We start from the raw sequence: 13,093 nt of genomic DNA, 5'->3' as shown, positions 1-13,093 counted from the left end.
TCCGTCGCATCGGGGCAGTTCGTGGCGATTGGCAGTCAACCGCCGCTTGTCTAATGTCGCCCCTGCATTCGCTTCGACTCGATGCCGGACAGGACCCGCCCCAGCATGCTCACCTTGCCGCTCGAAAAGCCCGGCGTCGCACGGCCCAAACTTCAGCTCTCGTTGAACAAAGGCGCGCGCTTCACCGTGCAGGTGCGGTGGGAGTGCGACGCCGATCACGCCGACGATGTCGATGTGCATGCGCTGGAGGCGGTGAATGACGGTTCCGGCGCGAAAGTGACCGAGCTCACCGCCGTGCTGTCCACCTATAACACCACCCGCATGAACCCGCGCAGCGGCGTGCTGGCGACCAATCCCGACGGGTCGTTCCAGACCCCCAGCGGCGGGCTGGCGCACAGTGGCGACATGCGCGTGCAGAACAATTCGGAATCCATCACGATCGACGGTTCAAAGATCCCGGTCGGGGTGAACGAGATCCCCATCCTGGTGACGGTCCATGAGGCCGACCACAGTGACGGGCACGATGGCGGCGATGAGGACGAGGACGAGCCGGCGTTCGGCGACATAGACTTGTGCGTGATCACGTTGACGGACGACAGCGGGCGCGAGCTTGCGGCCTATCAGCTGTCGTCGGAGTTCAGGGACTTCAACGTCGTCCAGTTCGGCAGCATCCTGCTGGGTCCCGATGGCTGGGAATACGCGGCGGTCGGCCGTGGGTTCAACGGCGACTTCAACGACGTGCTCGCGCACTTCTCCTGACCAGACGCGTGTCGGACGACTCCAAAGCCAAGACGGACGCCAAGCCGGGCGCGGCGCCGAAACAGCTGCGCCCGACCATCATCGCGCCGCCCGCAAAACGCTTGAAGAGCGTCGCGGCGACACCAGACGCGCCCCGCCCCCAGACCTCAGCGCCCAAGGTGAACAGGCCGACCGTGCTTCCCGGCGTCGCGCGCAGACGTATCGCGGTCAGGTCGGCCGATATGAAGCGACTGTCCCCTGGCGTGGAACCGCGTACGGCCGCGCGCGCGGTGCGGCTCGTCGACGGCTTCGTCGTCGAGGACGCCCGGGAGGACCATGTCGTCCAATGGGGACAGGCCTCGCAGCAGCGCGGCGCCGCGCTCCTCGAGGCGCCCGAAGTTCCGCAGGCCGATGTGGCGGGCCAGGCCCGCGGCTATGTCGGGCGGATCGTCGAACTCCTGGCGGCGATCGACATCGAGCCGTCGCGCAAGCTCACGGCCGCGCGCGCCGAGTTGGAGAAACTGGTTTGCCTTGCCCAGGCGACGCTTGCGCCTCTGGAGAACCTCAAGACCGCGCTGGATGGCCATGCGCGCCGCCTCGAAGAGGCTAGGCTCGAGATTGAGGCTGCCGCACTGGCGGCGTTGTTCCTCTCCGAATATTTGACATCCTCACGTCCCGACCTGTCTCGCGGCTTCCTTTTGCGCGAGATCAGCCTGACGCGAACAGCCCTGGAAATCCGCGGCGGCGAGTTCGAGCGGAACAGCCAGCGCGAGGCGCCGCGCGCGCTTATGACCACGATCCAGGCCGTCGTCCTCGTAGACCTGCCCGAGTGCCTAGAAGCCCTCAGCCGCGCCCGTCACCGCCTCAACCCCACTGAAGCTGGGGAACTCCAGCACCGCCTCCGCACCCTTCTTCGAAAACTCGACGCATAGGATCGATCTCAATGGCCCTGCAACTCGACCTACAGAAATCGGCGCGCTCGCTGCGTCTCTCGCTCGACAAGGCCGGCGTCGCGCAGACCGTGAAAGCCGAGCTGATCTTCGACATGGACGTGTCGGGCTCCTTCGAGCATGAGCACGAGGAAGGCACGACCAGCAAGCTGATCGCGCGTCTCGTACCCTACGGCATGGAGCTGGATCCGGACGGCCAGATGGACGTGTTCACGTTCAGCGACGGCCGGCACACCGTCACCCACGTCGGCACGGTCACGCCCGACGATTGCGAGGACTATATCGTCCGCAAAGTCGTCGGGCGCGTGATCGGCTGGAACGGCGGCACCGACTACAGCTACGTGCTGGAGCGCAACCTCCAACATTTCGGGTGGCTACCGGCGTCTCCGGAGGCCGGCGGCTTCCTGAGCCGGTTCCTGGGCCGTCCCAAGACGCCGGAAGTCCGAGCGAAGAAGCGCTCGATCGTCATCTTCGTCACGGACGGCGAGAACAGCACTAGCGATCACGTCCGCACGACGAGGATCCTCGAGGAGTCCGAACAGCGTGGCGACCAAGTCTATTTCCTCTTCGTCGGCGCGTGCGAGCACGACGTCGATTTTGGGTTCCTGCGCACGATCGCCGCGCGCTTCAAGAACACCGGCGTCGTGATCATCCGCGACCTCGACGCCTTCGTGGAGCTGTCGGACGACCAGCTGAACGCGCAGTTGCTCGGGCCGGAACTGATTGCGTGGCTGAAGGCCTGAAAACGGCGCGGGGATCAGGCTGAGCTGTGAAATGACGGCGGCGTCGCACTGCGAAGGTTATGCGAGCGGCGTTCGTCGACGCGGAACGCCGCGCGTCCGCCAGCCGTACGGACTAGGCTGGCCGCTCGTTCCAATGGAGCGGTGTCGTCCCGGTCGGGGTCGGCATGACGCGTCGTCCTCGACCTGCTGAACCCGGCTTGCGCGATGAGCCTAGCCAGGAAGCCATTGGTGTTGGCTTGGGTGAACTCATATCCGCCGAGCGCCCGCACCTGCCGCACAAAGACGGAAAAGCGTTGAGCGCCGCGGCCGGTCGTCGGCGAATATACGGCTGGCCTCCTCGTCGCAGACCAGCAAACCTCGACGCCAAGATTGCTGTGGCTGCTCGTCCTCGGAACCAGGGCGATCAAGATTTCCTGTTGGTCACCTTGGCAGCCTTGGCGCTTCGTCGGTTGATCAGCGGCTGAGCGTCGGCACGCCCTGACACCCCATTCGCGAGCGGCCAACTTGACGCTATGAAGGGGGCCCTGCCGGCGTTCGGCGCCGCCGCGAGCGAGCAAGAAAAGCACGGTGACCCAGTCGGACCTCAGAGACGCGCTCGAAGGCCGACAGGTCTGGATCTATTTTACCGCCGTCATCATCGCGGGGATCGCGGGCCTTCTAGTCCCCGGGTCGACAACGCTGGAGCCGGCGATCAATCCCGCCCTGGCCCTGATGTTGTTCGTCACCTTCCTGCAGGTGCCGGTCGCGGCCCTGGGCCAAGCGCTCAAGGACGTGCGCTTCCTTGGCGCCCTGCTGTCCGTCAACTTCGTCGTCGTGCCGTTGCTCGTCGCCGCGCTCATCCAGGTCCTGCCCGCGTCGCCAATGCTGCGCCTGGGCGTCCTGATGGTCCTGCTCTGCCCGTGCATCGACTATGTCGTGACCTTCTCGCACCTGGGTCGCGCCGACGCGCGGTTGCTGCTGGCTTCGACCCCGGCCTTGCTGATTGTCCAGATGGTGCTGCTGCCGGTCTATCTGCGCCTGTTTCTCGGCGCCCAGGCGGCCGCCTATGTGCAGCTTGGCCCGTTCGTCCACGCCTTCGTCTGGTTGATCGCCATCCCCTTCGTCCTGGCAGCCCTCGTTCAAGCCTGGGCCGCCAAGAGCAAAACGGGCGAGAAGAGCGCCAACGTCCTGGGCCTGCTGCCGGTGCCGGCGACCGCAGCCGTGCTTTTCATCGTGGTCGCCGCGGTGACGCCGCAACTGGGCCTGGCGGTGGAAGCGACCCTGAAGGTCGTGCCCCTCTACGTCGCCTTCGCCGTCATCGCCCCGGTCCTGGGTTGGGGCGTCGCACGCGTCGTCAGGCTGGAGGCCCCGGCCGGTCGCGCCATCGCCTTCAGCGCGGCCACCCGCAACTCCCTGGTCGTCCTGCCGCTGGCCTTGGCGGTGCCCGGCGCGGTGCCGCTGCTACCGGCTGTCATCGTCGCCCAGACCCTCGTCGAACTGGTCGCCGAGCTGGTCTATATCCGGCTGATGCCCAGGCTTGGCGCGACCGCTGGACCAGAAACCTGAGGCGGTAGGCCTACCGCTGCCGAAGCAACCCAACGACCAGGGGTTCGATCCTTGGCCACGCCAGAGCGGCGGCCAACAGTAGTGTCGCCAGGCCCAGCGTGATCAGTGTCGAGCGGGCCGGATCGCGCCGGGCTCTCCACGATTGCAGACCGATCCAAGCCCATGCGCCGACCACGGCCACGACCGCCAACAGCGTGGCCCAGCCCTGGATACGGGCAAACCAAGCCAACACGCCGCCGCTGGTCGCCAGGACGGCGGCCGGAAGCGCGAAGGGCAGCACGCAGCAAACGCCGCATGACACCGCGCCGGCCGCGACGATGGCGGCCGTCGCGCCAACCACCCGATCCTTCGGCTTGGGCGCGGCCTGGGACTTGGGCGCGCTCATGCGCAAACGCCCTGGCAGCCACAGCCGACGTCGGGTCCAGGGCCGGGACCTGAGGTCTTCGACTTGAAGGTCTCGAACATCGCCAGCCCCGCTTCGCGCGCGCTCGGGCGCGGTGATCGTCAGCCGCACCTGACCGGGCAACTCGCTGACAACGAAGCTCAGGAAGCCGCAGCAGTCCTGCTCGCGCCGCGCCAACTCCAGAACGGCCTCGCGTGCGGAAGCCGCATAGGTGAGCGCGAGCCGCAGATCGTCCTGCTCCACTTCTTGAAGGGAAGCGGCGTTCAGGCCGGCGATCCAGGCCTGGCGCGCCTTGTAGTCGCCAGCGCCCAGCGTGCAGGCGATCGGCGCGGGTTCAGGTTCGAGGGTCATGTGGGACAACTCGCTGTGACCTAATATTCGACCGGACAGCCGCGCTGCGGCGTGAAGGGCGTGGTGACCGCCTTGCCGGCGTTGACTTCGGCCAGGGCGGTCTCGACATAGGCGCCGTCAGCGCCGCTGATCGCCCCTTGATAGACCAGAGCGCCCTTGGCGTTGATGATGTAGGCCGACGGCGTGGCCTTGGCGCCGTAGAGCCGCCCGATCTTGCCGTCGGGATCGAAGAGGAAGGCGTTGATCTTGGCGCCGCGCGCCTTGGTCAGGGCCTGGGCGCCCTCGCCCGTCAAGTAGCCGGGTTTGCCGGGGGCGGCCGTGTCGATGGTCAGCCAGACGATCTTTTTCTGAGCGGCCTGGGCCTGCAACTTCTGGATCGCGCCCGTCTCATACTGATGCCTGGTCGGTCCGCAGACCGGGCTCGTCCATTCCAGCACGACGATCGAGCCGCGATAGTCGCTGAGCCGATGGACCTTGCCGTCGCTGCCCTTGGCGGTGAAATCCGGCGCGGCGCCCGGCGCCGGCGCGGCTGAAACATAGCCGGCGCCGCCGACGAGTGCGGCGGTGACGGCCAGCGCGCCCAGGGCGCGCGTGAGAGTCTGGCGGTTCATCACGATAAGGTCTTCCCGGTTCAACTCGCCAGACCGTGCACCTTCAAGTAACTTGAGGTTCAAGGACTATTTCGAGAGCCAAGCCATGGGACTGAAGATCGGCGCGCTCGCCGCCCGCACCGGCGCCAATGCGCCGACGATCCGCTACTACGAAGAGATCGGTCTGCTGCCGCGACCGGATCGGCGCGACGGCGGCCAGCGCGCCTATGGCGACGCCGACGTGCGCCGACTGACCTTCATCCGCCGATGCCGGCAGTTTGGCTTTCCGATCGAGCAGGTTCGCGGACTGGTCGATCTCTTCGAGAACGACGACCGCTCCTGCCTCGAAGCGCGTGACCTCGCCCGCGATCAACTGGATGCGGTGCGCGCCAAGATGGCCGAGCTGCGGGAACTGGAACTCAGCTTGGCCAAACTCGTCGACGACTGCGACGCCGCCTGCGTCGGCGGCCCAGGGTCGGCGTGCGTGATTTTCGAAGACCTCGTAACGAGCAAGCCAGCCAAGGGCTGCTGCGGTGGCGCTGGCTAACTTCGTCTCATGGTCGCAGAGCGGCATGTCCAAGACGTCGGTGAGTGGTTTGAAGCGGACCTCGCACGACGGCTTACCACGCAGTCCTTCGCTGTCGAACAGCCATGCCCGCACTACGGACCGTCGGCGTCGCGATTGAGCGTCCAGCTCGCTCGCGTCAAGCCATCGCCATGTTGCCCGATCCACCCGCCAATGCCGTCATGATTTAACGGTGAAGTTTTTTCACCCACAGTTGTATTTCTGACTAGGCAGAACTTCCCTTCATAGTAGTGTCACGAAAGTGTCACGACCAAGCGGCGATTGCCGTTGGCCGCGCCGGCGCGAAAAGCGCCAGTTCGAGCTCTGGTCGGTTCGTATGCGTTCGATGACGTTTTCGCACTTGGGGGGCACTCATGATCCTGTCGGGCTTTCTGCTGATTTCGACGCTGTTCCTGGCCTACGCCAACGGCGCCAACGACAATTTCAAGGGCGTGGCGACGCTCTATGGAAGTTACAGCCTGGACTATCGAAGCGCCTTGCTGCTGGGCACCACGGCCACCTTCCTGGGTGGCTTGGCCTCGATGCTGGTGGCGACGGGCCTGATCAAGATGTTCTCGGGCGCGGGCGTCGTGCCCGCCGAGGTCGCGGCCCTGCCCACCTTCCTGGCCGCTATTTCGGCGGCCACGGCCGCCACCATCATCCTGGCCACCATGCTAGGCTTGCCCGTATCGACCACACACGGCCTGACCGGCGCGATCATCGGCGCGGGGCTAGTGTTCGTCGGGCCCCATCTGAACCTGGCGCTGCTGGGCAAGAGCTTCGCCTTGCCGTTGATCATCAGTCCGGTGGTCGCCGTCGGCTTGACGATGCTGGTTTACGGCGTGCTGCACGAAGTCTCTCGCCGCACCGGGCTCAAGCGCGAGACCTGCGTTTGCCTGGACGGCGTGCGCCTGACCCCGGTCAGCATCTTGCAACCGGTGCTGGCCGGCACGGAAGGCTTCGCGACCGCCTACACCCAACACACCGGCCAATTGATCACCGTCGCCTCGGCCGAGCAGTGCGTCGAGAAGTATGGCGGGCAGATCCTGGGTCTGCGCGTTCAGCAGGTCACCGACGCCGCGCACATTGCAAGCGGCGCGGCCGTCAGTTTCGCCCGCGGGCTCAACGACACACCCAAGATGCTGGCCCTGCTGCTGGCCGCCAAGGTGCTCGACATCCGCTTCGGCGCCGTCGCCATCGTTGTGGCCATGGCCATTGGCGGCCTGCTCAACGCCCGCAAGGTGGCCCAGACCATGGGCAGAGGGATTTCGCGCATGAACGACGGGCAGGCCCTGTCGGCCAATCTGGTCACGGCGTTTCTGGTGATCGTCGCCAGCCGCCTGGGCATGCCGGTCTCCACCACCCAGGTCAGCGTCGGCGCCATCGCCGGGATCGGCCTGCTCAATGGATCGGCCAACCGCAAGATGATCTCCGGCATCCTGGCGTCCTGGCTGATGACGCTGCCGATCGCCGCGGTCCTGGGCGCGGTAATGGCTTTCGCCTTGCGCGCGCTCGCCTAGGAACGGGACAGGCTCATGGCCTTGAACGCCACGCCCGATGCTGGGTCGTTACGGACGAATACGCGGCAAGATTGCATCTGGGCAAGCTCTCCAGCTTCGGTTAAGGTTCGTCTATTCGTTGTGTTTCGATGCCGCGCAACCGAGACTGTTACAGCAGATCTCGCGCGGTTTTCGAACGCTGGACAGCGTGGGGACGATTGAATTGGCGAGCATGGGCGGGCCTCTTTGTACCGTGCGGAAAGGCGGCCCCTCGTCATGAGCGCCGTGCCGCACGAAACCCCCTATCGACGTCGCATAACCCCGCCCAGCGACAGCGCGCCCCGTGATCGGCGCCATGAACATTCCTACCGCAAGCGCCCGGGCGCGACCGGGCCTTCAGCGGCCAGCGAGGCGTCCTACGCCGCGGGTTTCGCGATCGCGTTCGCGACGAAGCTGGTCAAGAGCCTGGTCGTGGCCAAGCCCAAGGTCGAGGAGCCGCCGCCACCCCCGGCGCCGTCGCGTGGCGCACGCACCAGCCCAAGCCATGCCCGCCGGCCCACCCGGCCAGCGATGCGCGGCCCGCAACCGAAGGCCCCGCTCAACATCACGCCGCCCAAGCCCGCCCCGCCGGCCGACCTGGGCTCGATCGGAGGGCTGATGCGAGCGGCCCTGGACTGGCTGCGGCGCAAACACGAAGCGATAAGGGAGCGTCTGCGAGCGCTGGTAGCGGCGCTATCGTCGGGCGGCGACGGCATCAAGGAATATGCGCTGGTGACGCTGGCCTATTGGGGCCTGACCATCACCGATGGCGCGATCCGCATGCTGATCCTCTTCCAGGTCTACCTGATGGGATATTCGGCGATGCAGATCGCCTCGCTGTTCCTGTTCTATGAAGTCTTCGGCGTCCTGACCAACCTGTTTGGCGGCTGGATCGGCGCCAACTTCGGCCTGCGCGTCACGTTGTTCGGCGGCCTCGGGATCCAAGTGGTGGCGCTGGCCATGCTGGCCCTGCTCAATCCGGCTTGGCCGACCTGGCTGGTGATTAGCTACGTCATGGCCAGCCAGGCCCTGTCGGGCATCGCCAAGGACCTCACCAAGATGAGCTCCAAGAGCGCGATCAAGGCGGTCGTGCCCAAGGACGCGGACTCGACCATGTACCGCTGGGTCTCGCTGCTGACCGGCTCGAAGAACGCCCTGAAGGGCGTGGGCTTCTTCGTCGGGGCGCTGCTGCTGACAGTGACCGGCTTCAACCTGTCGCTGCTGATCATGGCCGCGGGCCTGCTCTTCGTCCTCACCAGCCTGTGGCGCCATCTGCCCGACGACCTTGGCCGAACCAAGCAGAAGTCGAAGTTCACCTCGATGTTCTCGATGGACCGGCGGATCAATATCCTGTCGGCGGCCCGCTTCTTCCTGTTCGGCGCGCGCGACGTGTGGTTCGTCGTGGCGCTGCCGGTCTATATGGCGGCCGTCTTCGGTTGGTCGCCGATGGTGGTGGGCGCGTACCTGGCGCTGTGGACCATCGGCTACGGGATCGTGCAGTCGCTCGCTCCCAAGTTCATCGCCTCCAAGCCGGGCGAAGCGCCGAAGGGCTATACGGTCTTCCTGTGGTCGGCGATCCTGACGGCCGTGCCGGTCGTCATCGCTCTGGCCTTGGGCGCGGGCATTCTTCCCGGCTTCTCCCTGGTCGCGGGCCTGGCGGTGTTCGGCGTCGTCTTCGCCATCAACTCCGCCGTCCACTCCTACATGATCGTCAACTATGCGGAATCCGAGAAGGTCGCGATGACCATCGGCTTCTACTACATGGCCAACGCGGGCGGCCGCCTGGCCGGCACGGTGCTGTCTGGCCTCGTCTATCAATATGCGGGCGGCATCGTCGCCTGTCTGTGGCTGTCGGCGGTCTTCGTCGGATCGGCCGCGCTGATCTCCACGGGCCTCTCTCTTCCCGAAGACCGCAGAGCGATCGGCTCGGCCCGCCAGGGCCAGCTGGCGCTCGGCCACGCCAGCGTCCCTGCCTAGTCGACAACCCACCTTGCCTCTTGAAGGCGACGAAAACCGAGGAGCCACCATGTCGAAGCCCCCCAAGGACACGTCCTCCCAGAACACCGCCGCGCCGGGCGACGCTGCCCCGGGCGCTGGCGCGCCAGACGCCCAAGCGGCCCAAGCCGCGCGCGCCGCCCAACCCCCGCCTGCCCAGGAGCCTCCCAAGGCCGCCACTGCTCCGGCTGGCGAGCCTTTGCACAGGGACGCCGCAACGGGCGAGAAGGCCGAAGACGTCTTCCGCGCCTTCGAGAAGGGCCGCGACGACGCCATCGCCGCGGCCGCCAAGGCCGCCCCCGGCATCAAGCGTGCGGCCGCCAAGGGCGCCTACATGTTCTGCTACTACCTGGCCTTCGGCGTCGTCTATTCGGCCGAACTGGCCATGACCGTCGTTCCCGAAGACTCGCCCATCCGCCACGGCTTCAGCGACGGCGCGGAGGCGGCCAAGGCCACCCACGCCCAGCACAAGAGCGCCAGCGGCCTGGCGCAAGCGGCCTAGCCATCGCCTCCCGGCCCGAAGCCTCGGCCTCGCCCGAAGCTTCGGGCCGCTCCTATCGCCGTCACCCGCTCCGGCCGCGAGGCCGCAGCCCTCAAGGAAACAGTCATGCCCTATCTGATCGTCCTGGCGGCCGGCTTCATCCTGGGCAAGGAGTGGCGTCGCTTCCAACGCGCCATCGATCCGGTTTCCGACGCGGCCTCCGCCAGCTTCGACAAGCTCTATTCGGAGGTGGCCCGCGATGTCGGCCAAAAGGTCGAGTACCTGGAAGACCGCATAGCTTTGCGGCAGGCCCGCGGCGTCCACAGCCGCTGATCGCCCAGCATCATGCAGGTTTCCTACCCCCGCGACGGCGCGCTCCGGATCTCCGAGCTTGGCTTCCTGGCCGAGCCCGAAAGCCAGGAGGCCAAGCGCTTCTTGTCCACCCTGTTTCGGATGCCGGACGTTCGGACGGTGGACATCGCGGCGGACCGGGCCTGCGCCGAGATCATCTTTGACCAACCGTTGGCTCCGGCGGAAATGGCCCACAGGATGGGCTCGCAGGTCGTCGTGCGCGATCTGGACGAGCACGCCAAGCTCCCCGTGTTGTCGCCCGATCCGAAGGGGCGCGTGCGGCTGCATCGCTACGGCTCGATCGTCTCGACCTGGTCGATCGCCAGCGAGATGCCCGGCCGAATGCGGTTCCGAAACACCCATCTGTTTCGCAAAAAGCAGCTCTGCCAGGACATCGAACGCGAGCTGATGACCGTCTTCGGCGTCGATCGCTTCAAGATCAACCCGCAGACCTGCTCGGTGCTGATCCACTTCGATCCCGCCGCGATCGACCGCTGGCAGCTCCTGGAATTTCTCGAGGAGGCGTTGCGCAACGCCCACGCCTATCCCTCGCCCGACAAGAACAACCACGAACTCTTGATCTGCACGGCGGCCGCCGGCCTTGCCGCCGTCGCCCAATTCGCCGCGCCCGTGCTTCTCCTGCCAGCGGCGGCGCTCTTCGCCTATTGCGCCATCCCGACGATGATCGGCGCGCGCGACACCATCTTCAAGGAGCGAAGGATCGGCGTCGATGTGCTCGACGCCATCGTCGTGGTGATCTGCCTCTTCACCCTGGAGATCTTCGCCGGCGCGGTCCTGGCCTGGTGCCTGAGCTTTGGCCGGGTGCTGCTCGATCGGGCGCAGGAGGACTCGCGCCGTCGCCTGATCAACGTGTTCGGAAAACAACCCCGCACCGCCTATCTCTATCGAGACGGCGTCGAGGTCATGGTCTCCCTGGATCAGATCGGTCCTGGCGACATCATCGCCGTCCACACCGGCGAGGTCATCGCCGCCGACGGCATCGTCTGGGAAGGCGACGCCCTCGTCGATCAGCACGCCCTCACCGGGGAGTCCGTTCCAGTGGAGAAGCAAACCGGGAGCAAGGTCTACGCCTCGACCCTGGTCATCGGCGGCAGGCTGCTGATCACCGTGGAGAATGCCGGCCGGGAGACCGCCACCGCCAAGATCAGCGCGATCCTCAACGATACGGCCGCATTCCGCCTGACGTCCCAGTCCAAGGGTGAGGAACTGGCCGACAAGGCGGTCTTCCCGACCCTCGGCCTGGCCTCCCTGGGCCTTGGCTTCGTCGGCCTGCAAGGCGCGACCGCCATCGTCAACTGCGACTTTGGCACCGGGATCCGGATGGCCGCGCCGCTGGCGCTGCTCAGCTCGCTGTCGGTCTGCGCGGGACGGGGCATCCTTATCAAGGACGGCCGCGCCCTGGAGGAGATGGAGGGCGTCGACACGGTCCTTTTCGACAAGACCGGCACGCTGACGCACGAACGCCCCGAGCTTTACCGGGTCCACTGTTTTGGCCAGCTCGACGAAGAGCAGGTCCTGACCTATGCCGCCGCCGCCGAGCAGCGGCTCGAACACCCGATCGCCGCGGCCATCGTCGAGAGCTTCCGCCAGCTGGGCAAGCCGTTCCTGAAGACCGACCAGTCGTCGTTCAAGATCGGCTACGGCATCAGCGTCCACATCGATTCAAAGCCCGTGCTGGTCGGCAGCAGCCGGTTCATGACGCTGGAAAACGCCGCGACACCCGCCAGCGTCAACCAGATCGAATTGGACGCGCACGAGGAGGGTCATTCGATCGTCTTCGTGGCGGTCGACGGCGAGGTGGTCGGCGCCATTGAACTGGCGCCCAAGCTGAGGGCCGGCGTGCGCGAGGTCATGGCGGGGCTGCGGGCCCGGGGGGTGCGCCAGATCGTCATCATTTCCGGTGACCACGACAAGCCGACCCGCAAGCTGGCCGAAAGCCTGGGCGTGGACCGCTACTTCGCCGAGGTCCTGCCCCAGGACAAGGCCCGCTACGTCGAACTCTTGCAGGCCGAGGGCCGCAAGGTCTGCTTCGTCGGCGACGGCATCAACGACTCCATCGCCCTCAAGCGGGCCAACGTCTCGGTGTCGTTGCGGGGCGCTTCGACCGTCGCCACCGACACGGCGCAACTGGTCTTCATGGAGAACGATCTTTGGAAGCTCTGCGAGTTCAAGGACATCTCCCATGAGCTCGACAAGAATGTGAACCTGAGCTGGAAGATCATTCTCGTGCCGAACCTGCTCTGCATCGGCGGGGCGTTCTTCCTCGGCTTCGGCGTTATGGCGTCCGTGCTCGCCAACAATGTCGCGGCGATCGCCGCCCTGGCCAACGGGCTGCGACCGCGCGGCATGTACGCCGAGGCGATCGACGCTCAATCGGCCCCTCGCCTGTCGATCGTGCCGCGGACGGCCAAGGCGCTCGCGCGCTATCTGCCTGGAGGCCGGCACGACGCCGGCGCGACCTCTCAAGCGGTCGTCGAGGCCAATAGCCTGAGCGCGCTCATCGCCAGATCGCCGGCCATCCGCAAAAGCGCATCGTTCTTCATTTGGGCAGGCCTCGCTGGCCTCGTCTTGCCGGGCATACCCGGATGGCCGCTGCTGATCGTCGCGGTGGCCCTGAAGTCCGCCGCCAAGCCTGGCGGGTCGGCCTTGGATCGATGGGTTCAGAGCCGCTTTCCCCAGACCCGGGCCCAGGCGCTCCGCTTCGCCGAAATGCTGATGCGCGACCTTGAGCAGCGCTTTCCGGGCGGGGAGTCGCATCCGGAGAACGCCAAGCGGATCGGTTTCAGTTCGACCGCGCATGCCAGCTGAAGATTGAGGGGGCA

At 66.3% G+C, this 13,093-nt stretch carries 12 protein-coding genes; 10 read left to right on the top strand and 2 right to left on the bottom strand.

The window, feature by feature from the left end; translation table 11 throughout:
* The first annotated feature begins 105 nt into the window (after nucleotides 1–105).
* From ACW175_RS09445 to ACW175_RS09430, 4 genes are all read left to right on the top strand, one after another.
* Nucleotides 106–759, top strand: coding sequence for a TerD family protein (locus ACW175_RS09445; RefSeq protein ID WP_012286314.1), 654 nt, complete (start codon nucleotides 106–108; stop codon nucleotides 757–759).
* Nucleotides 760–767: 8 nt separating this feature from the next.
* The gene (locus ACW175_RS09440) at nucleotides 768–1,670 is read left to right on the top strand and encodes a hypothetical protein (RefSeq protein ID WP_049771801.1); all 903 of its coding nucleotides are present in this window, start codon (nucleotides 768–770) and stop codon (nucleotides 1,668–1,670) included.
* Nucleotides 1,671–1,681: 11 nt separating this feature from the next.
* Nucleotides 1,682–2,431 (top strand): VWA domain-containing protein, encoded by a 750-nt coding sequence (locus ACW175_RS09435; protein ID WP_492104298.1) that lies wholly within the window; start codon nucleotides 1,682–1,684, stop codon nucleotides 2,429–2,431.
* Between the two features lie 567 nt (nucleotides 2,432–2,998).
* Nucleotides 2,999–3,976 (top strand): arsenic resistance protein, encoded by a 978-nt coding sequence (locus ACW175_RS09430; protein ID WP_492104297.1) that lies wholly within the window; start codon nucleotides 2,999–3,001, stop codon nucleotides 3,974–3,976.
* Nucleotides 3,977–3,986: 10 nt separating this feature from the next.
* Here the strand turns inward: ACW175_RS09430 and ACW175_RS09425 are convergent, their stop codons facing one another.
* Both ACW175_RS09425 and ACW175_RS09420 read right to left on the bottom strand, forming a co-directional pair.
* Nucleotides 3,987–4,730 carry a hypothetical protein gene (locus ACW175_RS09425; RefSeq protein WP_492104296.1) on the bottom strand — a complete coding sequence of 248 codons (744 nt, stop codon included), beginning with the start codon at nucleotides 4,728–4,730 and terminating at the stop codon, nucleotides 3,987–3,989.
* A gap of 20 nt (nucleotides 4,731–4,750) precedes the next feature.
* Nucleotides 4,751–5,341: a redoxin domain-containing protein gene (locus tag ACW175_RS09420; RefSeq protein ID WP_492104295.1), complete on the bottom strand. Its 591-nt coding sequence runs from the start codon at nucleotides 5,339–5,341 to the stop codon at nucleotides 4,751–4,753.
* 85 nt (nucleotides 5,342–5,426) lie between these two features.
* Between ACW175_RS09420 and ACW175_RS09415 the strand changes: the two genes are divergently transcribed.
* The 6 genes from ACW175_RS09415 (at nucleotide 5,427) to ACW175_RS09390 (ending at nucleotide 13,079) form a co-directional block, all read left to right on the top strand.
* Nucleotides 5,427–5,867, top strand: coding sequence for a MerR family transcriptional regulator (locus ACW175_RS09415; protein ID WP_492104294.1), 441 nt, complete (start codon nucleotides 5,427–5,429; stop codon nucleotides 5,865–5,867).
* Nucleotides 5,868–6,259: 392 nt separating this feature from the next.
* Complete coding sequence (locus ACW175_RS09410; protein ID WP_492104293.1) at nucleotides 6,260–7,405, top strand: inorganic phosphate transporter; 1,146 nt, start codon at nucleotides 6,260–6,262, stop codon at nucleotides 7,403–7,405.
* 255 nt (nucleotides 7,406–7,660) lie between these two features.
* A complete protein-coding gene (arsJ, locus tag ACW175_RS09405) occupies nucleotides 7,661–9,400 on the top strand; it encodes an organoarsenical effux MFS transporter ArsJ (RefSeq protein WP_492104292.1) in 1,740 nt (579 codons plus the stop codon).
* A 49-nt stretch (nucleotides 9,401–9,449) separates the two neighbouring features.
* Nucleotides 9,450–9,920 carry a hypothetical protein gene (locus ACW175_RS09400; protein ID WP_492104291.1) on the top strand — a complete coding sequence of 157 codons (471 nt, stop codon included), beginning with the start codon at nucleotides 9,450–9,452 and terminating at the stop codon, nucleotides 9,918–9,920.
* Nucleotides 9,921–10,025: 105 nt separating this feature from the next.
* Nucleotides 10,026–10,232 (top strand): hypothetical protein, encoded by a 207-nt coding sequence (locus ACW175_RS09395; protein ID WP_492104290.1) that lies wholly within the window; start codon nucleotides 10,026–10,028, stop codon nucleotides 10,230–10,232.
* A 12-nt stretch (nucleotides 10,233–10,244) separates the two neighbouring features.
* Nucleotides 10,245–13,079: a heavy metal translocating P-type ATPase gene (locus tag ACW175_RS09390; protein WP_492104289.1), complete on the top strand. Its 2,835-nt coding sequence runs from the start codon at nucleotides 10,245–10,247 to the stop codon at nucleotides 13,077–13,079.
* Nucleotides 13,080–13,093: the final 14 nt, after the last annotated feature.

The sequence above is a fragment of the Caulobacter sp. FV1ye6ST genome (genome assembly GCF_058681225.1).
Note: the sequence above shows the minus strand (reverse complement) of the source record. Positions and strands in the feature narration are given on the sequence as shown.